25 protein-coding genes and 2 rRNA genes are annotated in these 25,698 nt (G+C 51.7%); 7 read left to right on the top strand and 20 right to left on the bottom strand.

The window, feature by feature from the left end; genetic code table 11:
- Positions 1-146: 146 nt before the first annotated feature.
- Positions 147-824 carry a RadC family protein gene (gene radC / locus ACFOMG_RS00135; RefSeq protein ID WP_376864070.1) on the bottom strand — a complete coding sequence of 226 codons (678 nt, stop codon included), beginning with the start codon at positions 822-824 and terminating at the stop codon, positions 147-149.
- A gap of 63 nt (positions 825-887) precedes the next feature.
- Between radC and coaBC the strand changes: the two genes are divergently transcribed.
- From coaBC to slmA, 5 genes are all read left to right on the top strand, one after another.
- Complete coding sequence (gene coaBC, locus ACFOMG_RS00130) at positions 888-2,105, top strand: bifunctional phosphopantothenoylcysteine decarboxylase/phosphopantothenate--cysteine ligase CoaBC (protein WP_376864069.1); 1,218 nt, start codon at positions 888-890, stop codon at positions 2,103-2,105.
- Positions 2,106-2,117: 12 nt separating this feature from the next.
- Positions 2,118-2,573, top strand: coding sequence for a dUTP diphosphatase (dut, locus tag ACFOMG_RS00125; RefSeq protein ID WP_376864068.1), 456 nt, complete (start codon positions 2,118-2,120; stop codon positions 2,571-2,573).
- Between the two features lie 94 nt (positions 2,574-2,667).
- Entirely contained in the window at positions 2,668-5,163 is a 2,496-nt protein-coding gene (locus ACFOMG_RS00120; RefSeq protein WP_376864067.1) for a phosphomannomutase/phosphoglucomutase, read from the top strand.
- Between the two features lie 134 nt (positions 5,164-5,297).
- Positions 5,298-6,206 (top strand): acetylglutamate kinase, encoded by a 909-nt coding sequence (gene argB / locus ACFOMG_RS00115; protein ID WP_376864066.1) that lies wholly within the window; start codon positions 5,298-5,300, stop codon positions 6,204-6,206.
- A 17-nt stretch (positions 6,207-6,223) separates the two neighbouring features.
- On the top strand, positions 6,224-6,829 hold the full coding sequence (gene slmA / locus ACFOMG_RS00110) for a nucleoid occlusion factor SlmA (RefSeq protein ID WP_376864065.1): 606 nt from the start codon (positions 6,224-6,226) through the stop codon (positions 6,827-6,829).
- A gap of 67 nt (positions 6,830-6,896) precedes the next feature.
- Here slmA and ACFOMG_RS00105 read toward each other — a convergent pair whose 3' ends face one another.
- The 9 genes from ACFOMG_RS00105 to ACFOMG_RS00065 form a co-directional block, all read right to left on the bottom strand.
- Complete coding sequence (locus tag ACFOMG_RS00105; RefSeq protein WP_376864790.1) at positions 6,897-7,304, bottom strand: ClpXP protease specificity-enhancing factor; 408 nt, start codon at positions 7,302-7,304, stop codon at positions 6,897-6,899.
- A gap of 11 nt (positions 7,305-7,315) precedes the next feature.
- Positions 7,316-7,942, bottom strand: coding sequence for a stringent starvation protein SspA (sspA, locus tag ACFOMG_RS00100; protein ID WP_376864064.1), 627 nt, complete (start codon positions 7,940-7,942; stop codon positions 7,316-7,318).
- A 93-nt stretch (positions 7,943-8,035) separates the two neighbouring features.
- Positions 8,036-8,794, bottom strand: a complete 759-nt coding sequence (locus tag ACFOMG_RS00095) for a cytochrome c1 (protein WP_376864063.1) — start codon at positions 8,792-8,794, stop codon at positions 8,036-8,038.
- A gap of 2 nt (positions 8,795-8,796) precedes the next feature.
- Positions 8,797-10,026, bottom strand: coding sequence for a cytochrome b (locus ACFOMG_RS00090; protein WP_376864062.1), 1,230 nt, complete (start codon positions 10,024-10,026; stop codon positions 8,797-8,799).
- Positions 10,026-10,622: a ubiquinol-cytochrome c reductase iron-sulfur subunit gene (gene petA / locus ACFOMG_RS00085; RefSeq protein ID WP_376864061.1), complete on the bottom strand. Its 597-nt coding sequence runs from the start codon at positions 10,620-10,622 to the stop codon at positions 10,026-10,028. Before petA ends, ACFOMG_RS00090 begins: the two co-directional genes overlap by 1 nt.
- 242 nt (positions 10,623-10,864) lie before the next feature.
- Positions 10,865-11,257 (bottom strand): 30S ribosomal protein S9, encoded by a 393-nt coding sequence (rpsI, locus tag ACFOMG_RS00080; RefSeq protein WP_376864789.1) that lies wholly within the window; start codon positions 11,255-11,257, stop codon positions 10,865-10,867.
- Position 11,258: 1 nt separating this feature from the next.
- Positions 11,259-11,690 carry a 50S ribosomal protein L13 gene (gene rplM / locus ACFOMG_RS00075; RefSeq protein WP_376864060.1) on the bottom strand — a complete coding sequence of 144 codons (432 nt, stop codon included), beginning with the start codon at positions 11,688-11,690 and terminating at the stop codon, positions 11,259-11,261.
- A gap of 169 nt (positions 11,691-11,859) precedes the next feature.
- Positions 11,860-12,171: a hypothetical protein gene (locus ACFOMG_RS00070; protein WP_376864059.1), complete on the bottom strand. Its 312-nt coding sequence runs from the start codon at positions 12,169-12,171 to the stop codon at positions 11,860-11,862.
- A 206-nt stretch (positions 12,172-12,377) separates the two neighbouring features.
- Positions 12,378-13,964 (bottom strand): peptide chain release factor 3, encoded by a 1,587-nt coding sequence (locus tag ACFOMG_RS00065; protein ID WP_376864058.1) that lies wholly within the window; start codon positions 13,962-13,964, stop codon positions 12,378-12,380.
- Between the two features lie 193 nt (positions 13,965-14,157).
- On the opposite strand from ACFOMG_RS00065, the gene ACFOMG_RS00060 reads away from it, so the two are divergent.
- On the top strand, positions 14,158-15,390 hold the full coding sequence (locus ACFOMG_RS00060) for an ATP-binding protein (RefSeq protein WP_376864057.1): 1,233 nt from the start codon (positions 14,158-14,160) through the stop codon (positions 15,388-15,390).
- Between the two features lie 8 nt (positions 15,391-15,398).
- Positions 15,399-15,935 (top strand): response regulator transcription factor, encoded by a 537-nt coding sequence (locus tag ACFOMG_RS00055; RefSeq protein ID WP_376864056.1) that lies wholly within the window; start codon positions 15,399-15,401, stop codon positions 15,933-15,935.
- A gap of 4 nt (positions 15,936-15,939) precedes the next feature.
- Here ACFOMG_RS00055 and ACFOMG_RS00050 read toward each other — a convergent pair whose 3' ends face one another.
- From ACFOMG_RS00050 to ACFOMG_RS00005, 10 genes are all read right to left on the bottom strand, one after another.
- The gene (locus ACFOMG_RS00050) at positions 15,940-16,611 is read right to left on the bottom strand and encodes an energy-coupling factor ABC transporter permease (RefSeq protein ID WP_376864055.1); all 672 of its coding nucleotides are present in this window, start codon (positions 16,609-16,611) and stop codon (positions 15,940-15,942) included.
- A gap of 25 nt (positions 16,612-16,636) precedes the next feature.
- Positions 16,637-17,098 (bottom strand): ribosomal protein S18-alanine N-acetyltransferase, encoded by a 462-nt coding sequence (gene rimI, locus ACFOMG_RS00045; RefSeq protein ID WP_376864054.1) that lies wholly within the window; start codon positions 17,096-17,098, stop codon positions 16,637-16,639.
- Positions 17,095-17,829, bottom strand: coding sequence for a hypothetical protein (locus tag ACFOMG_RS00040; protein ID WP_376864053.1), 735 nt, complete (start codon positions 17,827-17,829; stop codon positions 17,095-17,097). The genes rimI and ACFOMG_RS00040 overlap by 4 nt, the downstream gene beginning before the upstream one ends.
- 16 nt (positions 17,830-17,845) lie before the next feature.
- Complete coding sequence (locus tag ACFOMG_RS00035; RefSeq protein WP_376864052.1) at positions 17,846-19,396, bottom strand: 2-isopropylmalate synthase; 1,551 nt, start codon at positions 19,394-19,396, stop codon at positions 17,846-17,848.
- A gap of 75 nt (positions 19,397-19,471) precedes the next feature.
- A complete protein-coding gene (locus ACFOMG_RS00030) occupies positions 19,472-21,814 on the bottom strand; it encodes a DUF6160 family protein (RefSeq protein ID WP_376864788.1) in 2,343 nt (780 codons plus the stop codon).
- Positions 21,814-22,374 carry a hypothetical protein gene (locus ACFOMG_RS00025; RefSeq protein ID WP_376864051.1) on the bottom strand — a complete coding sequence of 187 codons (561 nt, stop codon included), beginning with the start codon at positions 22,372-22,374 and terminating at the stop codon, positions 21,814-21,816. The genes ACFOMG_RS00030 and ACFOMG_RS00025 overlap by 1 nt, the downstream gene beginning before the upstream one ends.
- Positions 22,374-23,447: a hypothetical protein gene (locus ACFOMG_RS00020; protein ID WP_376864050.1), complete on the bottom strand. Its 1,074-nt coding sequence runs from the start codon at positions 23,445-23,447 to the stop codon at positions 22,374-22,376. Before ACFOMG_RS00020 ends, ACFOMG_RS00025 begins: the two co-directional genes overlap by 1 nt.
- A complete protein-coding gene (locus tag ACFOMG_RS00015; RefSeq protein WP_376864049.1) occupies positions 23,440-24,441 on the bottom strand; it encodes a hypothetical protein in 1,002 nt (333 codons plus the stop codon). The genes ACFOMG_RS00020 and ACFOMG_RS00015 overlap by 8 nt, the downstream gene beginning before the upstream one ends.
- 838 nt (positions 24,442-25,279) lie before the next feature.
- Positions 25,280-25,395, bottom strand: a 5S ribosomal RNA gene (rrf, locus tag ACFOMG_RS00010).
- Positions 25,396-25,602: 207 nt separating this feature from the next.
- Positions 25,603-25,698: ribosomal RNA gene (locus ACFOMG_RS00005) — 23S ribosomal RNA — on the bottom strand; the annotation flags it as partial.

The raw sequence follows: 25,698 nt of genomic DNA, 5'->3' as shown, positions 1-25,698 counted from the left end.
GTCGGCCGATATTCGGCGTCAGACAAGTGCCCTGGCTGAAAAGAGTTGCGCTTTATACCAAACGGGTAAAAAACAAGCAAGCGCAACCTGATTTTTCGCGTTAATTGTCGCAAAAAAACCCGCTTTTCAGCAAAATCCGGCGGATTTCAGCTTAACCAGCCGCGCTCAGCAAACGACACACAATAACCATCACCAACCACCAGGTGATCCAGTACCCGGATATCCACCAGTGCCAGCGCCTGTTGCAGGCGATCGGTAATTGCCCGGTCGGCGCGGCTCGGCTCAGCGACCCCGGAAGGGTGATTATGGGCCAAAATAACCGCCGCTGCGCCCTGGCTGAGCGCTTGTTTGACCACCTCGCGCGGATACACCGCCGCACCATCCAGGGTGCCATGAAATAATTCCTGATAGCGGATCACCCGGTGCTGGTTATCCAGAAACAGGCAGGCGAACACTTCCTGGCTGCGATCGCGCAGCTGAGCCAGCAAGTACCGCTGGGTCAGTTGTGGACTGGTTAATGCATCGCCACGCTGCAGCTCCTGCGCCAGATGCCGCTTTGCCATTTCCAGAACCGCCTGCAGCTGAGCAAATTTAGCACTGCCCAACCCCAGATGACTGCAGAAGGTTGGTTGGTCGGCCTGCAACAAGGCGCGCAGGCTGCCGAACTGACTGAGCAGCTCGCGCGCCAGATCGACGGCACTTTTACCGGCCACCCCGGTACGCAGAAAGATGGCCAGTAATTCGGCATCCGATAACACCTGGGCACCCTGGCTCAGCAGTTTCTCCCGTGGTCGTTCCATTTCCGGCCAGTCGCTGATCGACATAACCTACCTCCCTGTATGTCGCTGATATATACTCGCCTCATTCTAATCAGCGCGATGATTTGCATGCAACAACTGACCAACAAGCGCATTCTGCTGGGCATCACCGGTGGCATTGCCGCGTATAAATCTGCCGAGCTGGTGCGCCAGCTGAAAAAGTCCGGCGCCGATGTGCGCGTGGTAATGACCAAAGGGGCGATGGAATTTATTACCCCGCTGACGCTCCAGGCGTTATCCGGCAACCCGGTGCATCATGCACTGCTGGACCCGGAAGCCGAAGCCGGCATGGGTCATATCGAACTGGCCAAATGGGCCGATCTGCTGGTTGTTGCTCCGGCATCGGCCAACTTTATCGCCCGCCTGTCACAGGGTCTGGGAGACGACTTATTGACCACCATCTGCCTCGCCACCGAAGCACCGCTGGCACTGGCCCCGGCGATGAACCAGGCGATGTGGCGTGACGGCAGCACCCAGCAGAACCTGGAACGCCTGATTAACGTTAAAGGCAACAAGTTGCACGTATTCGGACCAGACGCAGGCGAGCAGGCCTGTGGCGACATAGGTCCCGGTCGCATGTTAGCGCCCGAAGTACTGGCCACCAACTGTGCTGAACTGTTTGAAAGCGGCATTCTCGCCGGCCTGCATCTGGTGGTCACCGCCGGGCCAACCCGCGAAGCCATTGACCCGGTGCGTTACATCAGCAACCACAGCTCCGGCAAAATGGGGTATGCCATTGCCGCCGCCGCCCGTGACGCCGGCGCCCGGGTAACCCTGATCTCCGGGCCAGTAACCATTCAGGCACCGGAACGGGTTAATCTGGAAAAAGTTGAAAGTGCCCGCGATATGCTGGAAGCCGCACTGGAACACATCAGCAGCTGCCAGATTTTTGTTGCTGCCGCTGCCGTTGCCGATTACCGCCCGCTGAATGTCGCTAACCAGAAAATCAAAAAATCCGGCGACAGCATGGATCTGACCATGATTAAAAACCCGGATGTCGTCGCTACGGTGGCACAACACGAACAACGTCCGTTTACCGTCGGCTTTGCCGCTGAAACCCAGGCGGTGGAAGATTACGCCCGCGGCAAACTGGAAAATAAAAATCTGGATATGATTGTTGCCAACGATGTATCACGTGACGATATCGGCTTTAACAGCGACCATAACGCCGCTACGGTATTGTGGTCCGACGGCCAGCAATCGTTCGACTCGATGAGCAAAGACACCATGGCACGCCAGCTGATTGAGCTGATTGCCCACCGCTACCAACAATACACCAAGAAATAAGACGACACTGTTATGCAAAAACTACAAGTACGCCTGCTGGACGAACGTTTGGGCCACGAAATTCCGCTGCCGGAATACGCGACCTCAGGTTCAGCCGGACTGGATCTGCGCGCGTGCCTGGACGCCCCGTTAACCCTGCACCCGGGCGAAACTCAGCTGATCCGTACCGGACTGTCGATATATATCGAAGATCCGTCGCTGGCAGCGATGATTTTGCCGCGCTCCGGCCTCGGCCATAAACACGGCATCGTGCTGGGCAATCTGGTTGGCCTGATCGACTCCGATTACCAGGGGGAACTGATGGTCAGTTGCTGGAACCGCGGTAAAGACAGCTTCACCATTGAAATTGGCGAGCGTCTGGCTCAGCTGGTACTGGTGCCTGTGGTACAGGCTGAATTTGAAGTCGTGCAGGAATTCACCGAAACTGAACGTGGCAGTGGCGGCTTTGGCCATTCAGGCCGCAGCTGAAGCAGGTTATGCTGGCCGCCTGACACGGCCAGCCATCCGCTCAACTGATACATCAGGCGTATTATCTAAAAATAAATGACCGAAAGGATTCCCGATGAACACCGAAGTCCGCCGCCCGAAAGGCACTGTAGTGATGTACAGCCGCATTACCATCTGGCTGGCTTTGCTGTTTATTTCCGCAGGTATGGCGTTTCAGAGTGTTCAGGTCAATCTGTTTACTCAGTCAGAAGTCGATAACGCCTTCGCCCAGGCCATGGCCAGTCAGATGGCACATGCACTGAAGGGTCAGCTCAGCGACACCCGCCAGCTGCAGCTGGCTGCCAGCCGCCACCCGAAAACCCTGGCGGCACTGCAACAGCCGGACCTGGCCTGGAAAGCGACCCTGAAACAGTTTATGCCCGGCGCTAACCGGATTTATCTGTTGCAACGTGAGCAGGCGATGGGCTTGCAGGCGAGCATGGGCTACGCCGTACAGCAAGTGGTGAGCCGCACTCTGAATGGCGCAGAAATGAAGCTGGAGGCGGTGAAGCGTAATAACAAACAACAGTTTTTCTGGGCCTCCGCCATCAAACAGCCGGGCGGAAAGATTGTCGGGGTATTATTGGTGGAATACGGTGCCGGCTGGCTGAAGCAGTTTCAGGCTGGTACCAGCAATCAGTTAGGCCAGGTGGTGGTTAACCAGCAGATCGATCCGGACCAGAGCAAAGGGTTTGAGATTTTCCGTTTCGGCAACGATACCCACCAGTCTGGCACGGCGGTGACTCACTCCATCAATGACTTCTGGTACCTGACCTATATCCCAACGGCAGAACGGCCACAGCTGGAACTGATGCCACTCGCGTCAGCCTGGGTGATTGTATTAATCGCCACCCTGACCGGACTATTCCTGATTGTTTTTCTGCAGAACAAGGCACTGCGACGCAACCAGCTGCAACTGCTGACCTACGTTCGTAACCTCAGCCGCAAAGGCGATAACCAGTTCCCGCGCTTTACCCTGCAGGTGTTCCACGATATTGCCCAGCATATGGAACATCTGCTGAAAACCGCCCGTCCGCTCGCAACAGAAGGTCACAACAGCAACAACCCACCAGAACGGGAAAAACAGGACGTTGCACTGCAACAACCACGCATCAATAAACCCCGCCCAGACGCTAAGAATAGTGCCGAACCTGCGGCCATGCTGGTTGAAGAAATGGCCGAAGAACAGATACCAGAAATACCGGCCGATATTTTCCGGGCTTACGATATCCGTGGTCTGGTTGGCGAACAGCTGAATCACGACACCCTTTACTGGATCGGTCGCGCGCTTGGCGCCGAGGTGCAACAGCGCGGTTTTACTAAAATCAGCATTGCCTGGGACGGTCGCCCTTCCAGCCCGGAACTGGCAGCTGCGTTACAGCAGGGGATTAACGACAGTGGCTGCCACACCATCACCCTCGGCGCCCACCCGACCGGCCTGCTGTATTTTGCCACTCATGAGCTGGACACATCCTGTGGCGTGGTGATTACCGGCAGCCACAACCCATCGGAATTCAACGGCCTGAAAATTGTCATCGACAAACAAACTCTGGCACAGGAAGAGCTGATGGTGCTGTATCATCGTATTGCCCGTGGGGATGTGGCGGCCAACACCCCGGGTGGCAACGAACAGCGGGATCTGCAGCAGGCTTATCTGCAACGAATCGAAGAAGATGTGCAGATCAGCAGCGACCTGAACATTGTGATTGATGCCGGCAACGGCATCGCCGGGCCAGCGGCGCAACAGCTAATGGAAATGCTCAACATTAACTGCATCCCGCTTTATTGCGATGTTGACGGCAACTTCCCGAACCATCATCCCGACCCCAGTCAGCCACATAATCTGGCCGCCCTGCAAAGTGCGGTTAAGCAGCATCAGGCTGATCTCGGCCTGGCCTTTGATGGCGACGGCGACCGCGTCGCCCTGATCGACAACCAGGGAAAAATCATCTGGCCCGATCGTCTGCTGATGTTACTGATTGAAGATATCCTGCCACGCAACCCGGGACGTGACGTGTTATACGACGTTAAATCCTCACGTCACCTGGCACCACTGATCAGCCGCCACGGTGGCCGTCCGGGAATGTGGAAAACCGGCCACTCACTGATGAAAAAACGCATGCTGGAGACCAACGCCATTATTGGTGGCGAGTTCAGCGGCCATTTTTATATTCAGGATCGCTGGTACGGCTTTGACGATGGTTTATATACCGCCGCCCGCCTGCTGGAAATTATCAGCGCCAGCAACTGTTCAACGGCGGAGTTGTTTGCCACCCTGCCGGAAGATGTGAGCACCGCCGAACTGACCATAGATACCAGCGACAGCCGCAAGTTCGACGTGCTGAAACTGCTGGCCAGCGATGATCAGCTCGCCGCAGACGCCCGGGTGTTTACCACCGACGGCCTGCGTCTTGAATTCAGCGATGGCTGGGGGCTGATCCGGCCATCCAACACCACGCCAAAACTGACGTTGCGGTTTGCCGGCAATGACAGCGCAGCCATTGACCGGATTCAGCAAAGAATGAAGCAGGCACTTACCCGGCATGCACCGGAATTGCAGCTTCCATTCTGAGTAACCACACAGCATTTCTAGAACTTATATTCCCTTTCGCGCTATAATCGCAGCGCTCAGAACCGGCCCCAGGCCGGTTTTGGCCGTTATTCTCATCAGCCTGAGTGTTTTTATTCGTCCCCGGGGAGCCAGACATGCCATTACCGCGTAAAGCCGCTATGCACACCGCCCAGATTCTCAGCGAAGCTCTGCCCTACCTGCAGCGTTTTGTCGGAAAAACCATCGTGGTGAAATACGGCGGTAATGCCATGATCGACGAAGAACTGAAAAACAGTTTCGCCCGCGACATGGTGATGCTGAAGCTGATTGGCATTAATCCGATCGTGGTCCACGGCGGCGGCCCTCAGATCGGCGAACTGCTGGATAAACTCAATATCGAAAGCCGTTTTATCAATGGCATGCGGGTCACCACCTCAGAAACCATGGACGTGGTTGAAATGGTGCTCGGTGGCCTGGTGAATAAAGACATTGTTAATCTGATCAACCAGAACGGCGGTAAGGCACTGGGCCTGACCGGTAAAGACGGCCAGCTGTTACACGCGAAAAAACTGAAAGTCAGCCATAACACCCCGGATATGCAGCAGCCGGAAATTATCGATATCGGTCACGTGGGTGAAGTTGCCCACATCAATACCCAGGTGCTGGATATGCTGACCCAGAGCGACTTTATTCCGGTGATTGCTCCAATTGGTGTTGGAGAAGACGGCGCTTCTTACAACATCAACGCCGACCTGGTGGCGGGTAAAGTGGCGGAAGTTCTGCAGGCCGAAAAACTGATCCTGCTGACCAATATCGCCGGCCTGATGGATAAAGAAGGAAAAATTCTGACCGGCCTGACTACCGAACAGGTCGATGCATTAATCGCCGATGGCACCATTTATGGTGGCATGTTGCCAAAAATTCAGTGTGCGCTGGATGCCGTACATGCCGGCGTGACCAGTGCCCATATCATTGATGGCCGGGTTTCCCACTCCACCCTGCTGGAACTGTTTACCGACGAAGGGGTTGGTACTCTGATCACCAACGCCCGCAACAGCTTCTGAACCGGTAAGGAACAGCTATGACCGATAACGCGGAAAAAATTTCCCGCCGTGACCAGATTCTCCAGGCGCTGGCCCACATGCTGGAGAACAACCCGGGGGCGCGTATTACCACCGCTAACCTGGCCAAGGCGGTGGGCGTGTCGGAAGCGGCGCTGTATCGCCACTTCCCCAGCAAAGCCAAAATGTTTGAAGGCCTGATCAGTTTTATTGAAGATACCGTATTCAGCCGCATCAACCTGATTCTGCAGGAAATTAATAACGCCGATCAGCGCTGTGAGAAAACACTGATGCTGGTACTCACGTTCGCCGAAAAAAATCCCGGCATGTGCCGGTTATTGTCGGGAGATGCACTGGCAGGCGAAACCGAACGTTTACGCCACCGCATCCAGCAGTTTTTTGAGCGCATTGAAACGCAGCTGAAACAGATTCTGCGTGAAGCAGAAATGCGCGAAGGCTTAGTGCCGACACAAACCATCAGTGCTGAAGCCAACCTGCTGACAGCCCTGCTGGAAGGTCGTATCCGCCAGTATGTACGTACCGAGTTCAGCGCCAAACCCACTCAATACTGGGATGAGCAGTGGCCACTGATTAAAGCCAACCTGCTGCGCGAAAAAAACCTCTGACGCTGATCTCGGGATATAAAAAAACCGCCAGCTGGCGGTTTTTTATGCTCTGTTGCTGACGGGGAAATTATTTCACCACGCTCAGTGACGGCCGGCCCCCACCTTTTTTCGGTGGCTCATTATCCGGCGTCGGAGGTTCCGGTGGCTGATTCGGATCCGGTGCACCGGCTTCAGAACCAAACACCATGCCCTGACCGTTTTCCCGGGCATAAATCGCCAGGATAGCAACAATCGGCACATACACTTCCATTGGCACACCACCAAAGCGGGCACTGAAAGATAAACCATCCTGATTGATCAGCAGATTCTGCACCGCACTGGGGCTGACATTCAGCACGATCTGACCGTTGTTCACGTAATCCTGAGGCACCTGAACACCCTGAATTCCGGCATCCACTAACACATAGGGTGTGCAGTGATTATCGAGGATCCATTCGTTCAACGCCCGCATCAGATACGGGCGGCTTGGTGTCATCTGATTATCCATCAGTCACGCATCTCACGCTCAGCTTCGGACAGACTGGCCTGGAACGATTCACGTTCGAACAGACGTTCCATATAACTCAGCAGCGGTTTGCATTGTTTTTCCGGCAGCTCAATACCCAGTATCGGTAACCGCCACAGGATTGGTGCCACACAACAATCTACCAGTGAAAAATCTTCACTCATGAAATACGGCATTTCAGCGAAAATCGGAGCAATGGCGGTCAGACTTTCGGTCAGCTCTTTACGAGCCGCTTCTGCGTCTTTATCCGCACCCCACTGAATGGTTTTAATCAGTTCAGCCCAGTCTTTTTCAATGCGGTTAATCCATAACCGGCTTTGCGCCCGGGCAACCGGGTAGACAGGCAATAATGGCGGGTGAGGGAAACGCTCATCCAGGTATTCCATCATGACGTTAGCGTCATACAGAACCAGGTCACGGTCTACCAGAGTAGGCAATGAGTTGTATGGGTTGAGGCTGGCCAGATCTTCTGGCTTGTTGTCCGGGTCTACATCGTGAATTTCGACGGCAACCCCTTTTTCCGCCAGTACGATACGTACGCGGTGACTGTAATGATCAGACGCATCTGAATAAAACGTCATGGAAGAGCGCTTGGCTACAACTCCCATATTTTCCTCACTTTTCTCAGTAAACCTAAAAACAACAATAGCCCGACCGTAAAATACGGCCGGGCCAGACATGCTTTTTCCGGTGGGCGGACGTTATTTAATATCGCGCCACATTTCTTTGTTCAGCATGTACACAGGAACAAAGAAAATCGCCAGGAACAGCAATACCCACCAACCAATACGCTGACGCTCAACCGCAATTGGCTCAGCCACGTAGGTCAGGAAGTTAACCAGATCAAAGACCAGCTTATCGTATTCAGCAGTCGATAAAGAACCTTCTTCTGCCAGATACAATACACCCTCTTTTTCTTCGGTGATTTCCTGTCCCGTCAGCGTGTCATGACCAACAGCCACCTGAGCAGTACCTTTTACCTGGCGGCCCTGCAGGTCAGCCAGTACGTGAGGCATACCCACATCTTTGAACACCGCATTGTTAACGCCCCATGGACGGCTTGGGTCTTCATAGAAGCTGCGCAGGTAGGTATACAGCCAGTCCGGGCGACGGACACGGGCAACCAGCGTCAGATCCGGAGGCGTGGCACCAAACCAGGCTTTACCGTCTTCTTTACGCATCGCGTTGCTCATCAGCTCGCCGATCTTTTTATCCGGGAATACCAGATTTTCCATCATCAGCTCTTCCGGGATGTCCAGGTCACGGGCAACACGGTTGTAACGCGCGTGTTCCAGCGAGTGACAACCCATGCAGTAGTTCATGTAAACCTTGGCACCACGCTGCAGCGACGCTTTGTCGTGCAGGTCCGTCTTGTGCTCATCCAGATGGATATGAGAGCCACCGGCGGCCGCGGCAATCGCCGGGACCATAGCAGCCAGGAAAATAAATAATTTTTTCATGCTTAGTGACCTCCGGTTACACGCTCTGGCACAGGTTTGGTTTTCTCGATTTTGGTGTAGATCGGCATCAGCAGGAAGAAGCCGAAGTAGATCACCGAGGAAACTCGCGCCAGCAGAGTGTTCAGGTCAGTCGCCGGCTGAGTACCCAGCCAGGTCAGTAATACGAAGGCGATCGCAAATACCACAATAAAGATTTTGCTGATCCAGCCTTTGTAGCGCCAGCTGCGTACCGGACTCTTATCCAGCCACGGCAGCACGAACAGAATCGCAATCGCACCCCCCATAGCAACCACACCCATCAGTTTGTCAGGGATAGCACGCAGAATGGCGTAGAACGCACCGAAGTACCAAACCGGAGCAATATGCTCAGGGGTTTTCAGGCCGTTAGCCGGTTCGAAGTTAGCGTATTCCAGCATAAAGCCGCCGCCTTCCGGCATAAAGAACATCACGCTGCAGAACACCATCAGGAAGACAACGATGCCCACCATATCGTGTACGGTGTAGTAAGGGTGGAACGGTACGCCGTCCAGCGGCTTACCCTGTTCATCTTTGTGTTTTTTGATGTCCACGCCGTCCGGGTTGTTAGAGCCCACTTCGTGCAGTGCCAGTAAGTGCATAACCACCAGCGCCACAATCACTAATGGCAGAGCGATTACGTGTAATGCGAAGAAACGGTTCAGTGTTGCACCGGAAATCAGGAAGTCACCACGGACCCACTCAACCAGAGCGTCACCAATACCAAAAGGAATGACACCAAACAACGAAATAATTACCTGAGCGCCCCAGTAAGACATCTGGCCCCATGGTAATACGTAGCCCATAAAGGCTTCCGCCATCAGCAGCAGGTAAATCAGCATACCGAAGATCCAGATCAGCTCACGTGGCTTCTGGTAGGATCCGTACAGCAATGCACGCATCATATGCAGGTATACCGCAACAAAGAAGAAGGTCGCACCGGTGGAGTGCATATAACGAATTAACCAACCCCACTCAACATCACGCATGATGTATTCAACGGAAGCAAAAGCCGCTTCAGAACTTGGAGTGAAGTTCATGGTCAGCCAGATACCAGACAGAATCTGGTTAACCAGCATTAACATAGAGATGACGCCGAAGAAGTACCAGAAGTTGAAGTTCTTCGGAGCATAGTACTTAGACATATGCTTTTCGTAGGTCTGGGTTACCGGCAGGCGGTCATCGACCCAGCCCATCAGGGCATTCAGCTTGCTCATTAAGCGTTCTCCTCATCAACACCAATGATCACAACGTTCTCACTCTCATAAGAATATGGAGGAACGACCAGGTTTGTAGACGCCGGAGAACCGTTAAATACGCGCCCGGACAAGTCAAAACGGGAGCCGTGACATGGGCAGAACCAGCCGCCTTTCCAATCAGCATCGAAAGGTTCCGGCTTTACTTCTGCGAAATATTTCGGTGCACAACCCAGGTGAGTACAAACGCCCAGCAGAACGATCAGTTCCGGTTTACGGGAACGGTTGATGTTATCTGCGTACGCCGGTTGCTGATCTTTGACACTGTTTTCAGGGTCTTTCAACCGATCATTCAGAGCTGGCAGCGTTGCCAGAGCTTCTTCGGTACGACGCGCAATATAAACCGGCTTGCCACGCCATTCGGCGGTCAGCATTGCACCTGGTTCAATTTTGCTTACGTCCACTTTTGCCGGAGCACCCGCTGCCTTCGCTTTTTCACTTGGATTCCAAGATTTTACGAAGGGTACTGCGACAAATCCCGCACCGACAGCACCGACAGCAGCAGTCGCGCCTACGAGCAGAGTGCGCCGACCCTTATTCACGCCGTCTTGACTCATTACCATCTTCTCCCATCAAAAAAAATCTAATGTTGCCAGCCGACAGCTGCACTATTGTGCACTTTTTATACAGCCCGAACATAGCAAACAGAGCGGCGCACATACTAAAGAAAAGCGCCCGCCGAGACAACTGTAAAAGCCCGTAAAGCATGGGGTTTTAGGCATAAAAAAAGCGTCCATTGACATAGGCCAAGGGACGCTTCTTTTGTTCCGTTTTCCCGCAAGCGGGAACGGAGGCAAGCTTAACGCTTGGAGAACTGTGGCTTCTTACGTGCTTTACGCAGACCCACTTTCTTACGCTCAACTTCACGAGCATCACGAGTTACATAACCCGCAGCACGCAGAGAAGGACGCAGAGTTTCATCATATTGCATCAGTGCGCGAGTGATACCGTGACGGATTGCACCCGCCTGACCGTTACCACCACCGCCGTTTACATTAACGATGATATCGAATTTCTCTAAGCTTTCAGTCAGTTCCAGAGGCTGGCGAACTACCATACGAGCAGTTTCACGACCGAAGTATTCATCCAGAGGACGTTTGTTAACAACGATGTTGCCAGTACCAGGACGTAAGAAAACACGTGCAGTAGAAGTCTTGCGACGACCAGTACCGTAGTATTGTTCTGCCATGATCTTATCCTACTTTCAGTTCTTGTGGCTGTTGTGCAGCATGTGGATGCTCATCACCAGCGTAAACTTTCATTTTCTTGAACATAGCACGACCCAGAGGGTTCTTAGGCAGCATGCCTTTAACAGCCAGTTCAATCACTTGTTCTGGTTTGTGGTCGATCAGCTTTTCAAAAGAGATAGACTTCAGACCACCAGGGTAACCAGTGTGGCGGTGATACATTTTATCACTGCTTTTATTACCGGTTACTTTCACTTTATCTGCGTTGATCACGACGATGTAATCGCCGGTATCTACGTGAGGAGTGTATTCTGGCTTGTGCTTGCCTCTCAAACGGCGAGCAACCTCAGTAGCCAGACGACCCAGCGTTTGCTCAGCTGCATCAACTACAAACCATTCACGTTTTACGGTTTCGGGTTTTGCGCTGTAAGTTTTCATCAATTTCTCGCCTTCAAGGGCAGGTTGATTCGAAAAGAGGGCGGCATTCTATAGGAAGGTTTCACCATTAGCAAGTGATATTCGCAAGGCGTTGGATGATTCTGCGCAATATTTTGCCCAGTGTGTTCTTCAGCCCGAAAACCGCCCCTTTTTCAGGCTTATTTCATGATTAATAGTGCTCTGGCTCGCGAAACTTCACCAGGCCATAAATCAGGGTGAGCAAGGCTACCATAATATCGAGCAGGATCGCCAGCGCCATCATAGTCGAGGTAGCCTCCTGCTGGTCGTAGCCTGCCGTCTGGCCGACATAAAAACCGGCCGCACTGACAACAAAGCCAATCAGAATACAGGCAATCAGGTAATAGCCTTTACCGTCATCCAGCGTCAGGACTTCTTCCAGCACCTTCATCTGAATCAGATAATACGCAGCGAAACATAACGCCCCGGCAATCCCCATACTGACTAAAAAGAACGCAATCATAACCTTTGATCCGATAATTATTTCCTAGAGCAAGCCTAGTTCAAAAGTATCCGGTCGCAAGTTAAGGAGCAGGATCCTCAACAACTGGCCTAACAGGTATCAGACATTTTTTCTCGCCGCACGAGGCGCCATCCATAGCCCTGCCGCGCTACCGCAACATCCTGTTGCTGCCACAAAAATATCTGATAGCAAGTAGTCTTGTTAAATTAATGCTCGCGTGTGGCCCGGAATGCAATCTCCGGCCAGCGCTCTTCCGTCAGGCTCAGATTCACGCGTGAGGTGGCAATGTACGTCAGGTGACCACCACCATCGATGGCCAGATTCTCAGATGCTTTTTTACGGAACTCTTCCAGCTTACGTTCATCATCACATGCAACCCAGCGCGCCGTCGTTACGCTGATGGGCTCATAAATACATTCCACTTTGTATTCATCCCGTAAGCGTTGCTGCACCACATCAAACTGCAGAACACCTACAGCCCCGAGAATCAGATCATTGTTATTCAGTGGCATAAACAGCTGGGTTGCCCCTTCTTCCGATAACTGCTGCAGGCCTTTTTGCAGCTGCTTCATTTTCAGCGGATCTTTCAGCCGGACACGACGAAACAACTCAGGGGCAAAATGGGGAATGCCGGTAAACTGTAATTCCTCTCCCTGGGTAAAGGTATCACCAATCTGAATGGTGCCATGGTTATGCAAACCGATGATTTCACCGGAAATAGCCTCTTCCACATTCGAACGGTCGCCCGCCAGGAAGGTAACAGCATCCGCGACCTTAATGTCTTTACCGATACGGGTATGTTTCATTTTCATACCCTTGGTGTAAGTGCCGGAACAAATACGCATAAAGGCAATACGGTCACGATGTTTCGGGTCCATATTGGCCTGAATTTTAAAAATAAAGCCGGAAAACTTTTCTTCGTCCGGTTTAACCGTCCGTTCTTTAGTTTCACGCTCAATCGGCGCTGGTGCCCAATCAACGAAATAATTAAGCATTTCACGAATACCAAAGTTGGCCAGTGCCGTACCAAAAAATACCGGCGTCATTTCACCATCCAGGTATTGTTGCAAGTCGAACTCATAACTGGCGCCACGCACCAGTTCAACTTCATCGATCAGTTCATCCACCAGCTCATCACCCAGCTCCGCACGCGCTTCGGCAGAATCGATACCTTTGATCTGTACATCATCCGGTACCACCGATGCCTGTCCCGGCTGGAATAAATGAACGGTGTCGGTATACAGGTTATAAACCCCGCGGAACGCCTTCCCCATACCAATCGGCCAGGTGACCGGTGCACATTTGATTTTCAGTACGGTTTCAATTTCGTCCAGGACTTCAATATGGTCACGCACTTCGCGGTCCATTTTATTGATAAACGTGAAAATCGGCGTGTCACGTAAACGACAGACATCCATCAGCTTGATAGTCCGGTCTTCCACACCTTTGGCACCGTCAATAACCATCAGTACCGAGTCCACAGCAGTCAGTGTGCGGTAAGTATCCTCCGAGAAGTCTTCGTGCCCGGGAGTATCCAGCAGGTTGACCATGCGGTCTTTATAAGGAAACTGCATCACCGAGGTGGTAATCGAAATTCCCCGGTCCTGCTCCATCTGCATCCAGTCGGAGGTCGCCATACGACCGGTCTTTTTGCCCTTAACCGTACCCGCCAGCTGAATGGCGTTGCCCAGCAACAGCAGCTTCTCTGTGATGGTGGTTTTACCGGCATCCGGGTGAGAAATAATACCGAAGGTACGACGGTTACCGACTTCGGCCGAAAAAGCACTGCTCATGGCAAAATCCTGCTGGGCTGGAGGCTGATGATAAAGCGCGGCATTATAACGGCATTCACGCCGTCTGTCAGACGCCTGGCAGCCGTGTCAGCCAGTCTCCGAAACACTGCGGTGTGCATAAAAAGAGCCAGCCCGGTGCGACATATGCGCACAGTCAAGAAATCAAAAGCCGGCTTAACGTTATACTGGAGCAATGATGAATAACGACCTTAACCTGGTATTGCGCCGCCTGGCTCTGCTGCGCATATCCATCGCCAGTGTCTGGCTGATGTTTCTCGGCTACCTGCAATACCAGGGGTTCGACAAACTGGAACCGGCCTGGCTGCTGCTTGCCCTGTATATGCCACTGATGCTGGTCAGTATCTGGCAGGGACAACAACGCAAGCTGAAAGACTGGCACCTGCTGCTGCATCTGGCACTGGAAACCCAGTTATTAGCCGGCTTATTGTTTTTTACCGGTGGGGCCACCAACCCGTTTATTTCGTATTTTCTGGTGCTGCTGGTATTTGCGGCCTACAGCCTGAACAACCGCATGACACTATGGATCACCCTGCTGTGTATCGTTGACTACAGCACCCTGACACAATGGTACCAGCCATTGTTATCGGCAGATCACCAACATGGTCTGCATAACCGCTCATTATTCGACTGGCACCTGGCAGGCATGTGGCTGACCTTTGTGATCAGCGCCCTGATTGTGATCACCTTTATTCCGATGTTATTACGTGCCCGGCAACAGCAACAAAAAGAAATTCAGAGTCTGCGCGAACAGCAACTGAAAAATGAACAACTGATCGGTATCGCCACCCTGGCGGCTGGCACGGCACATGAAATGGGCACCCCGCTGATGACCATGCATATGATTCTGGATGACATCGCCCAACAGCCCGACCACCCACTCACCAAACAGGACCTGCATCTGCTGCGCGAGCAGGTCGCCAGCTGCCGTCAGTCGTTACAGCACCTGGCCAACGCCGGACGCCACGCCCACGAAACCGGACAACAGGATGCTTACCATTGGTTATGTACTCTGTTACACCGCTGGCGCCTGAGTCACCCGAATGCTCTGTGGGTTGATAATGGTATCAATACCAGCGCCCAGGTAGCAGCCTCACCACTACTGGATCAGGCGTTACTGAATTTACTCGATAATGCCGCCGAAGCCGGCCACCAGCCGATTGAACTGAACAGCAGCCAGCAGGACGGCTTCTGGCAACTGACTATTCGCCAGCCCGATGCTCATGCAGCCACTCAGATCCGCCAGCAGGCGCTGTTTTCCAGTGCCAAAGAACATGGCATGGGCATAGGCCTGTATCTGAGCAATGCCAGCGTCGAGCAGTTTGGTGGCCACATCCATCTCACCGCAGAAGAAAACGGCGCCAGCCGCTGTTGTATTCGTCTGCCATTATTATCGCCAGGAAGTTAAGCTGTTTTATGACTGACTCAAAACCCAGCGTATTAATCATTGATGACGACCTGCATTTCACCCAGGTGTTATGTCGCAGTCTGGAACGCCAGGGCTACCCCAGCCAACACGCAGCCAGCGCCGCCGAGGCATTAACGCTGGCAGAGAATTTCCGCCCCCGCTGGATCGTATTGGATCTGCGCCTGGCGAATGAATCGGGTCTGCCACTGATTCAGCCACTGACACAACTGTTACCCGATAGCCGCATCGTGATGTTAACCGGTTATGCCAGCATCCCCACCGCCGTCGAAGCCGTTAAACTCGGGGCCTACAATTACCTGCACAAACCGGCAACGTTACAGGAGTTGATTAATGCCTTCTCGGATAATCCGGAGCACCCTGCCAGCGACACCCCGGCAGAAGTAATGTCGGTCGAACGAATGGAGTGGGAGCATATCCAGCGGGTATTAAATGAACACGAAGGTAATATTTCAGCGACCGCCCGGGCGTTAAATATGCACCGCCGCACATTACAGCGAAAGCTGCAGAAATACGCGCCACGCTGATCTGCTAGCGAAAGTACGAATCTTCATCAAAGGTACTGAGCCAGCGGCTGTGAAATACCACCATGCCGGAGATAAACATGCCGTTCACGACCCCTTCGGGAAACATCATTAAAGGTAAATAGCGCAGATAATCACGCCAGATCAGTTGCGGCGAATAAATTTCCAGCAGTGTTAATAACGCGCTGCGTAACAGATCCGTAAAGGCATGGGTCAGAGCGGCATTAAAAAAACCGGCGAGCAGAATATAAATAAACGGATTATGTGTCAGGCGACGATACACCAACAGGTAAAAGCTATAACTGAATAACACCGGCAACACACTAAAAAACAGATATTGGTAACCCAGCTCCTGCCAGACAAACTGTCCGGAAATCAGCATCAGCAGCTGTATAAAAAAGGCGGCTAATAATGCCAGCGGCCAGCCCATCATCAGCATCAGTGCCGTATAACCGAGAATATGAAATTCAATGCCCGGCTGAATACCGGCACGCAGATACCAGAATACCGCAACCACCACCACACTGCCCCAGAACAGGTGTTGAGTGCCACGGTATTCACGTAATGCCTGCCAGTTGACCCGGCGTAGCGCAATTCCCATTAACAGCACGCTCAGCAGCGCACTGAGCAGCAATAACCAACCTGGCAGGGCCAGTACAACATCCGGGGTTTTCAACATAACAGCTGTCCGGTTTGTTACCGTTTTACAACAACGGCAATACGTACAACAAAGCGTCTTCGCGGCCGATGGTTTTGCCGCTGCGATTGATCAGGGGATAATAACCCGGGCGTCGCCCAGCCTGACAGAAGCCGGCTTTTTCATAAACAGCGATGGCATTCTGGTTACTTTCCCGAACTTCGAGAAAAATCTGTTGCGCCTCTCTCTGGCGGGCACTGGCGATGACATCATCCGTCATAACTTGTCCCAGTCCACGACCTTGTGCCGCAGGTGCAACCGCAATCGTCAATAACTCAGCTTCAGCAGCAATCACAGTAACAACAGCATAAGCCAGTATTTCGCCATTATTTTCCAGCACCCGGCACACTCCGGGTTTTTCCAGATAACGCAGCATAATGCTACGCGCCCAGGGATGAGCATGAGCAACCTGCTCAATCGCCATAATGGCATCCAGGTCGTTAACGTTGGCGGCGCGAATATGACTCACAGGGTTTGCCCCTGGCGTAATAATGCCAGCCATAAACGACGTTTTTCACTGGCCGTGGTGGTAACTTCAGCCAGGTTCGGAGCATAAAACGTTAACTCGCCCCCCGCCTGAGGTAACCATTGATGAGCCGCTTCACCAAATGCCACCAGGTATTCCACCCCCTGAGAGGCAAAATATTGCCATTGCGCAGACAGAGCCTGCAATGCCACCGGTGTACTCTGATCCTGATGGCTGGATTCGATAAATGGCCAGCGAAAGCTGAGTGGCGCCGGCATCATGTCCTGCGGCTGGCGCATTCCCAGCATTACCCGATAGGCGAAACGCATCATCCGATCCAGCTCAGCGCTGTCGCTGCAAACCCACAACCCCCGCTGACCAATACGAACAAAATGTAATTCAAATCGTGGGGGCGTCAGATCGGCAGACGCTTCTGCCGGTATTTCCGGTACTGAAGCTGAGCGCGGTGCGGGTTCCGCTGTCGTCGTCGCTTCCTTCAGTGGAGAAGATTCGGCTACCTTCGCAGCGGCATCCCCCACCGCCAGTAACTCAGCAGCCATGACCGGTGGAATATGATGAGATTGTGCCAACTGCTCAACCTCTTCATGAGAATGATGCTCCGCCGATTCCGCTGGCAACCAGCGCGGTTGCGGCGCATGAGGCAGAGGCTGACGGGGCATCCATTGGCGAATGCCCATCGCCTGCAAATAATCCAGCCGGGTTTGTTCCAGCATGCGCACAATTCCGCCGTTATACGCCGTCGTTTTGTGGATGCTGGCGCTCAGCCGCCACTTCCAGCAAATTCAACGCATGGATATAGGCTTTAGCAGAAGCAATCACAATATCGGTATCAGCACCGCTACCGTTTACAATTCGGCCGGCCTTCTCCAGCCGTACTGTCACTTCACCCTGAGAGTCCGTACCTTCGGTGATGGCATTCACCGAATACAACAGCAGGTTGGCGCCCGATTCAGCCACAACTTCAATCGCTTTAAAAGTAGCGTCCACCGGACCACTGCCGTCCGATTTACTGCGCCGTTCTTCACCGTTGAGGCTGACCACCACTTCCGAAGTCGGTGTTTCACCGGTGGCAGAATGGCTTTCCAGTGAGATCAGTTTAAAGGCATCAGACACGGTCGCGTGTTTGGCTTCCGACACCAGTGCCTGCAAGTCTTCGTCAAAGATTTCGTGTTTTTTATCGGCCAGTTCTTTAAAACGGGCAAATGCTTCATTCAGCGCAGCATCCGTGTCAAAGGTCACACCCAGCTCTTCCAGGCGACTGCGGAACGCCGCGCGACCAGAATGTTTCCCCATAATCATTTTGTTGGCGCCCCAGCCTACGTCTTCGGCTTTCATGATTTCGTAGGTTTCACGATGCTTCAGTACACCATCCTGGTGAATACCGGATTCATGCGCAAACGCATTGGCGCCAACAATGGCTTTGTTCGGTTGTACCGGAAAGCCGGTAATCGACGATACCAGGCGGGAAGTCGGGACAATATGGCTGGTATCAATGCCGGTTTCGATATTAAACAGATCCTGGCGGGTACGGGTAGCCATCACCAGCTCTTCCAGCGAGGCGTTACCGGCACGTTCACCCAGACCGTTAATCGTACATTCCACCTGACGCGCGCCATTGGTTACCGCTGCCAGAGAGTTGGCGACCGCCAGCCCCAGATCGTTGTGGCAATGTACAGAAAATATCGCTTTATCCGAGTTAGGAATACGCTCAATCAGAGTTTTGATTTTATGACCAAACTCTTCCGGAATAGCATAGCCTACGGTGTCCGGAATATTAATGGTGCGGGCACCGGCATTAATCGCGGCCTCAATAATACGACACAGGAAATCGTCTTCAGAACGCCCGGCGTCTTCGCAGGAAAACTCCACATCCTCAACAAAACCACGGGCTTTTTTGACGGCATAAACGGCCTGCTCAACCACCTGATCCGGCTGCATACGTAACTTGTATTGCATATGGATCGGAGAGGTAGCGATAAAGGTATGGATACGGGCGCGCTCAGCCTGTTTCAGTGCAGCTGCAGCATGCTCCAGATCGCGGTCAACCGCACGTGCCAGCGAGCAGATCGTGCTCTCCCGAACATTTTGGGCAACCGCTTCGATTGCCTCAAAATCCCCCGGACTGGCGGCAGCAAAGCCGGCTTCGATCACATCAACGCGCATTTTTTCCAGCGCTTTACCGATGCGAATCTTTTCATCCTTGGTCATAGACGCGCCCGGGCTTTGTTCACCATCACGCATCGTGGTATCAAAAATGACCAAACGGTCCTGCTGACTCATGTGCTACTCCGCTGCTTCAAGAATTCTGAATGATTGCAGCATTATACGCCTGAAGCAGCGCTTCTGCAGCAGCGTTCAGCGGATCGGTGTCGCAGTCAGGTTGGTGGTCATGTTCAGATTTTGCATCACGATACCGGAAAATACCGTTTGCGGAGCAACAACATCCGGGTGTTTGAGCTGCACCCGATCAACCTGAAAGTCTTTGAAAGACACATTCCCCTGCACTGCAAAACCCAGCGGCCGGCGCGCCTTTTGCGCATCCGTCGGGTTTTCTACATATGAGAACGTCGTCAGGGTGTCATCATCGTAAATCAATTCATGCCCAACCTGAGCATCCGTAGCCGGATTCCCTTTCTTCACCACCTTGGTTTGATAAACATCAATCTTCAGATCAGCCCTGAAACCGTAGTCGTTGCTATCACTGCTACCCAAACCATCATTGGTGCTGTAGCCATCAAAAATAATCTGAGTACCGCTGCCATTAATAGCTTTACCTGAGGTATCGGTTGCACGATTGTTTTCCCAGGTCAGGCGGTTGCGTGCAGTACTGCCATCACTGGTTGGCCCTGCTGCTGCAAACGCCGCTTTTAACGCCACTGTGAGGCCTTCGTTACCGCGATCTTCCCAACGACCACCTGCCGTCGCACAACTTCCAGCATCAGCAGCACTGGCCCCCACACAAACGGCTCCCGCACCGCCGGGGTTTATCGTTAACGAAGATCCTTTTTCGAAACGCTCCAGCTTAATCCGCCCCAGACTGGTACCACTGACCTTGTCGCCCCAGCGCATGTTATCAACATCCATGGTGCTCCATTGCTCGCGGCGGTTAATACTCAGCCCGCTGTCGCTGACATCGATCTGGAAGCCACGTAAGTGAATATCGTAGTTCACCCCGGTAGCCCAGACTCCCTGACCATTTTCGTCAATCGATAAACCAATATTGGAGTCGGTAAAGAAGTAGTCACCATCCAGCTGAATGCCGCCACCGCTGACCCCTCCCGCAGTGATCAGGCTATAGCCATCGAGATTAAAGTCCATCGCCTGGAAGACTTCCAGTGATAACAATAACTCGGCTCCACCCTGCAAGGGTGCGTCTTTGCGCCCGACCCGCATACCGTCAATACTGTAGCTGCCCTGAAAACGGTTCATCCCCAGTGCTATCGCGGCTTTATCGGGCGTGCCCGCGTTCAGGTCATGATCAAATGCACGGATATCCAGAGTCAGGTCACAACGACCAAATCCACGAATACCACTGGCGACCACCATATTGCCATTATCAATATAAGCCGCCTCGGCGTTGGCCAGACTCCACTCGACAGCAGCAGACATACCATCACTGTCAGCTCCCAGGCCAGCATAAAAACGGTTGGCGTAAGGCTGACTCAGCGCCGGTAAAGAACTGCTTAAGGGCTGACGGATACCCGGGTAAAAACGCATCCGATTGGTATAACCACTAGCATCCGCTAAACGGAAGTCCAGCTGTAAAGCACCAACCGGATTAGCCGCATCACCAATCATTATACGATCCGCATTAAAGGAACCGTCCAGTTGATCGAAGCCCAGTAATAAATGATCCGGCATAACATCAAACGTAAAATTATCGACATTCAGGCGACCATTAAAATTCCCCATAAACAGGTGATTACCATCGTCGGTAAAGCGTACGTAGTTATTCGGATCGGAAAGAATATCGATACTGGCATCCAGACGGATACCTTCTGAGCCGTTACGACCACCGGCAAACAAACTGGCATTCCCTGACAACGCCAGTTCACCGGCCAGCGTGCCCAACGACACGCCATTGAGCTTCATACCGCCGGTAGAGAATGAATAGCTGAACTCATCTAAGTCAAAACGCAATCCACTAAGTGCACCATCATGCGCCTCGCCAATACCCAGACGGGTGATATTGGCGTTATAACCAATATCATCAAAACTCAGTGAATTGCCATTGGTCGTCCAGGTTAAAGCAGCATCTGAAATCGACGTCTGGAATGAACCTTCAAGAAAATTATCTCCGCTGGCTGAACCGATACGGATCTGATTACTGCCGCTGTAATCAAGCTGAAAACGACCAAAGCTGGCGCTGGAGTCATTGATACGAACCGAACCGACGGTCAGCCGGGTAGGAGCTATTTCTGTAGCGATATTTAACCGCCCGTCTTCGCTGATATCCACAACCTGGCGGGATACACTGGCCTGGGTAATATCGGTCTGACTGCCGCGCTGAATGTCACGCAACTGGATACTGTTACCATCATCCGTATATGACACTTCGCCTACCGTAAAAGCCGACGAGTTTTCCAGAGTCACACCGGCCTGACCATTGATCGACTGCAATTCCGAATCACTGATAGGTACTAATCCGGCATTAACGAAAGCCGGCCACAATACACTGAATATCGCGAACTTTTTCATCACGGCGTCCCCGTCGGGAATATTAATAAATTCCCCTGCAAATTGGCGGCACCATTTACATCAATTGTCATAACATCGGTTTGCTGAAATCCGATATCAGTTGGCCTCGCCTGGTTGCTGTTTGCGATGGTAAAAGAGGCATCGTCATAATCCAGTTTGTTCGGTAAACCGATTTCAAATACATCACGATTAAAGGTTGCACCATCTCCCTCAAACCCGGCGTTAATTTTCCGGGTTTTTAGCGTCAAACCTTCAAAAGAAAAGCGCCCACGGATATTATCAAGTACCAGCCAGCCGCCACCGTCTCCGGTATTCACGGCGATACGAGCACCACAACGGCTGTCAGAACTTCCGGGGCCACAACTGGTCTGCCAGTTATAGCCATTTGCGGATGGTCCATCGCTGTTCAACGGGCCACCATGCTCATTAATCGTCAGATCCCCTGACAGATACACTCCCCCTTGTCCGGTAATATTATCCAGCTCAGTAGCAGACAACGGCTCCAGTGACCATGCCAAGGTCGGCATAAAGATAACAAACAACTGTAAAAAACGCGTCATTACAAATCCCTGCTGGTTGCCCGCAGATACTGGATCTGCAAATTAGAAACCGTCGCACTGCCAAAATCAGCACTACCAACACTCACATTACCAATATGAATATCGGTACGGGGACCATTATCATAAAAATCACGATAATACGCCTGGCCCGCAGCATCAGCACAACCACCGGTTGAATTTACTGAGCCGCAGTGGCCCGCAATACTTCCCACTTCGACCGTGAAATTGCCACTGGCATCCACTTCAAACGTAACCGGTTGCTCCTGTCCCCAGCCGAGTTCACTTTCCAGCACAAAATCACCGAAAGTAACATTCTGACCGCAGTTAGCACCATTGGCATCACAAGCATAAAAAGTCAGCGACTTAGCATATGCATTCACTGCCAGGTTACCGACCATTTCGTTGTTTTCCCCCCACAAACGCAAATAGCTGCCATCCGTAACAAAACCCGTTGCATGCGCTTCAAGCGACTGGGAGCGGGCACCGGCAACCTCAAGATCAAAACGAATACCTAAGTCCGCCTGCTCAGAAGCCCTGCTGCTCAATACCGAGTAGTCGATCCCACTGACACGATCAACACGCTGTCCTTTCGCAACCGGCTGGCCAGGGAAACGTGACTCGGTACGATTTTCAAGTTGATTCACTAACATGCTTTTATTGCCGGAACTGGATCCGACAAGACGCTGAGGAGCTGCATATTCGAACACCGCTTTATCACTAATCCCCAATGTATCGCCGTCAACCAGCTCGATATTATAGGGATACAACAAGCGACCAAGATTTACCGGGTTACCGATAACATTGGCGCCTTTATTACTGCCTGAACCGGCCACGTAAAATTGGGAGACACTGAGTACCACATCCTGGCCACTGCTGTTTTTAATCCCACTGATATCCAGCCGGTTGCCGGATTCGACGGCGGTCCCGGCTTCAAAAGCAAAGTCCTCAAGCACAAAGCCAATACCCTCACCATCAACGGCGCCTAACTGCTGATCATTCAGGCTAACCAGTTCTGCCGCTACAGAAAAAGGGAGTAAAGAAGTGAGCAAGACTGCTGAAATTTTATTAGTCATAATATGGGTCCAGCATTTTTGTCCGAACACGCTCAATACCATTCAGCGACTGCTCGAAATCTACGGTAATACCCCCATTGGGAATATTCATAAAAGCACCGAAAGGTGTAGAGGTCCCGGAGCCATTGTCATACCAGGTTACTTCTTTAGTTTGGAATGACAAAAATAGCCCACTAGCAGGAGAACCTGGCTGACCAATATCTAATGAACGAAAGTTACCCAGAGAGAAACACGTTGCTAGAGATAATACTTGGCAGTTATCAGATGCAAATAACCCCAAAATGAAGTCGGATAAACCGCCGAGATTACAATCAGAAACACAATTAAGCGTTGCGTCATTTGGAATCCCCACTTGTGTGGCACGAATACCATCAGGGCTTCCAGAAGAGTTAACCAGTACTGCAGCAGCCCTCAAGCGAGTATCATCATCAATACCCGCCAAGCTAAGCGCTGCTCTTTCTGTAACAATACACCCAATAATTCGTAAGAAGCATCCATTTGCTGCAGCTCTAACAGGGGCAGCAGAACCGATAACATTTACGTCAATATTACCTGTTAAATATTCGATATTACCGCTGAGTTTTCCTAGTGCTTCACCAAAGCCCAAACGAATACCGACAAGCTCCTCCTTACCATCAACATCTTCAAACGCCAGTTCAAAAAAAGGATCTTTAATATTAAAAGGATTAATAGACCCATCATTATTAATACTACCCAAAGCGAAGTCGTTAATACGGATATCACTACTGCCTGCCGCTTCACCCGAACGCTCATAACGACCCAGCTCAACCAGATCTGCATTTAACGAGGTATCGATATTCATACCGAAGGTGAACTTAGTAAAGTCAGTTGTTCCCTGGGAAGAGCGATCAATTTGCAGAAATGCCTGGCCGGTAGCAGCAGATAACTCACTGTCGTTCAGCGGTGTTAAATCAGCAAGACTGGTAACGGATAATGTCAGAAGTATAAAAAATGTAAGAACGCGTATAGCCAAGGTGAAACCCCATAACTATAAAGCAAGTGCCACGAACAAAAATTGAGATTTTGGGACGATGGTGACAACTTGATTGTTATTATTAATGTTTACTGTGACAGAATAAGAATTTCAGAGACTGCTTCAAGATTTTTTACAGGTACACTCGTACCTGTTTTTTTATTAAAAAATAGGGCTAACCAATTGGCTAAACCAATCATTAGAAAAATTTTATTTCCGCTCAAAAATTAACGAAAAATTCACTAATAACTCACCATAACGGTCAATTACAGTGACTAATGAAGCCAAACTCAGTAACTACATTCCCCTTCTTTCATTGTGCAGCCTATCGAACAATAAATGGCAATTAGTCCATTTTCATCATTTTAAAACGGACGTTTATTCTGTTTTTAAATCATAGAGGCGCCAGAGGCTTGCTTTTAACAGCAGGCCTTGTCCGCAATTGAAGTACTTCAAATTTACAGTACTCCCCTCGGGGACTGGGTCCCCCACGATGTTTATTCACCTTAGTTTATGGCGGGCAGGAGAGGACTTTACCCCAAGCATTACAGCACTGGAGATAATCGCTCAGGGGATCGTCGATCCGGCTTAACGGTGACACTTTTCGGGGACAAGACCCCCTCCCACGATGAGTATTCATCGTAGTTGCTGCAGGTAGAAGAGGACTCTATCCGCGATGTGTAGTCATCGTAGTTGCTACAGGTAGGAGCGGACCCTGTCCGCGATGTGTATTCATCGTGGTTGCTACAGGTAGGAGCGGACCCTGTCCGCGATGATTAAGGCAAGCCAGAACGAGAAAAGCCCTGACCATTTACATGATCAGGGCTTTTGGATAAGAGCTTGACGATGACCTACTCTCACATGGGGAAGCCCCACACTACCATCGGCGATGCTGCGTTTCACTTCTGAGTTCGGAATGGATTCAGGTGGTTCCACAGCTCTATTGTCGTCAAGCAAACTTGTATGCATTGTGGTCGTCTTACGTTCTCTGCGACTACGTTGCAAATAAGGTTGGATACATGAGTTTTTTAAGTTGTTCACTTAAAAAGAGATTCTCAAACGAACCGGCGGTGCCGATTGTTTTGTTACTCTGTTTTATTCAGAGTTGGCTTGTGCTCTTTAGTATTTAGCTAAAGGCTCCCACCCAAGTTTGGGTGTTATATGGTCAAGCCTCACGGGCAATTAGTATCAGTTAGCTCAACGCCTCGCAACGCTTACACACCTGACCTATCAACCTTGTAGTCTTCAAGGGCCCTA

The organism is Bacterioplanoides pacificum (assembly GCF_042648445.1).
GTDB lineage: Bacteria > Pseudomonadota > Gammaproteobacteria > Pseudomonadales > Oceanobacteraceae > Bacterioplanoides > Bacterioplanoides pacificum.
The sequence above is the reverse complement of the archived record's forward strand: the minus strand, read 5'-3'. Positions and strand labels throughout refer to the sequence as shown.

What these genes read in the sequence shown, in the direction of transcription:
- radC (WP_376864070.1), bottom strand. Translation starts at nt 824, where the DNA reads ATGTCGATCAGCGACTGGCCGGAAATGGAACGACCACGGGAGAAACTG.
- coaBC (WP_376864069.1), top strand. Translation starts at nt 888, where the DNA reads ATGCAACAACTGACCAACAAGCGCATTCTGCTGGGCATCACCGGTGGC.
- dut (WP_376864068.1), top strand. Translation starts at nt 2,118, where the DNA reads ATGCAAAAACTACAAGTACGCCTGCTGGACGAACGTTTGGGCCACGAA.
- ACFOMG_RS00120 (WP_376864067.1), top strand. Translation starts at nt 2,668, where the DNA reads ATGAACACCGAAGTCCGCCGCCCGAAAGGCACTGTAGTGATGTACAGC.
- argB (WP_376864066.1), top strand. Translation starts at nt 5,298, where the DNA reads ATGCCATTACCGCGTAAAGCCGCTATGCACACCGCCCAGATTCTCAGC.
- slmA (WP_376864065.1), top strand. Translation starts at nt 6,224, where the DNA reads ATGACCGATAACGCGGAAAAAATTTCCCGCCGTGACCAGATTCTCCAG.
- ACFOMG_RS00105 (WP_376864790.1), bottom strand. Translation starts at nt 7,304, where the DNA reads ATGACACCAAGCCGCCCGTATCTGATGCGGGCGTTGAACGAATGGATC.
- sspA (WP_376864064.1), bottom strand. Translation starts at nt 7,942, where the DNA reads ATGGGAGTTGTAGCCAAGCGCTCTTCCATGACGTTTTATTCAGATGCG.
- ACFOMG_RS00095 (WP_376864063.1), bottom strand. Translation starts at nt 8,794, where the DNA reads ATGAAAAAATTATTTATTTTCCTGGCTGCTATGGTCCCGGCGATTGCC.
- ACFOMG_RS00090 (WP_376864062.1), bottom strand. Translation starts at nt 10,026, where the DNA reads ATGAGCAAGCTGAATGCCCTGATGGGCTGGGTCGATGACCGCCTGCCG.
- petA (WP_376864061.1), bottom strand. Translation starts at nt 10,622, where the DNA reads ATGAGTCAAGACGGCGTGAATAAGGGTCGGCGCACTCTGCTCGTAGGC.
- rplM (WP_376864060.1), bottom strand. Translation starts at nt 11,690, where the DNA reads ATGAAAACTTACAGCGCAAAACCCGAAACCGTAAAACGTGAATGGTTT.
- ACFOMG_RS00070 (WP_376864059.1), bottom strand. Translation starts at nt 12,171, where the DNA reads ATGATTGCGTTCTTTTTAGTCAGTATGGGGATTGCCGGGGCGTTATGT.
- ACFOMG_RS00065 (WP_376864058.1), bottom strand. Translation starts at nt 13,964, where the DNA reads ATGAGCAGTGCTTTTTCGGCCGAAGTCGGTAACCGTCGTACCTTCGGT.
- ACFOMG_RS00060 (WP_376864057.1), top strand. Translation starts at nt 14,158, where the DNA reads ATGATGAATAACGACCTTAACCTGGTATTGCGCCGCCTGGCTCTGCTG.
- ACFOMG_RS00055 (WP_376864056.1), top strand. Translation starts at nt 15,399, where the DNA reads ATGACTGACTCAAAACCCAGCGTATTAATCATTGATGACGACCTGCAT.
- ACFOMG_RS00050 (WP_376864055.1), bottom strand. Translation starts at nt 16,611, where the DNA reads ATGTTGAAAACCCCGGATGTTGTACTGGCCCTGCCAGGTTGGTTATTG.
- ACFOMG_RS00040 (WP_376864053.1), bottom strand. Translation starts at nt 17,829, where the DNA reads ATGCTGGAACAAACCCGGCTGGATTATTTGCAGGCGATGGGCATTCGC.
- ACFOMG_RS00035 (WP_376864052.1), bottom strand. Translation starts at nt 19,396, where the DNA reads ATGAGTCAGCAGGACCGTTTGGTCATTTTTGATACCACGATGCGTGAT.
- ACFOMG_RS00030 (WP_376864788.1), bottom strand. Translation starts at nt 21,814, where the DNA reads ATGAAAAAGTTCGCGATATTCAGTGTATTGTGGCCGGCTTTCGTTAAT.
- ACFOMG_RS00025 (WP_376864051.1), bottom strand. Translation starts at nt 22,374, where the DNA reads ATGACGCGTTTTTTACAGTTGTTTGTTATCTTTATGCCGACCTTGGCA.
- ACFOMG_RS00020 (WP_376864050.1), bottom strand. Translation starts at nt 23,447, where the DNA reads ATGACTAATAAAATTTCAGCAGTCTTGCTCACTTCTTTACTCCCTTTT.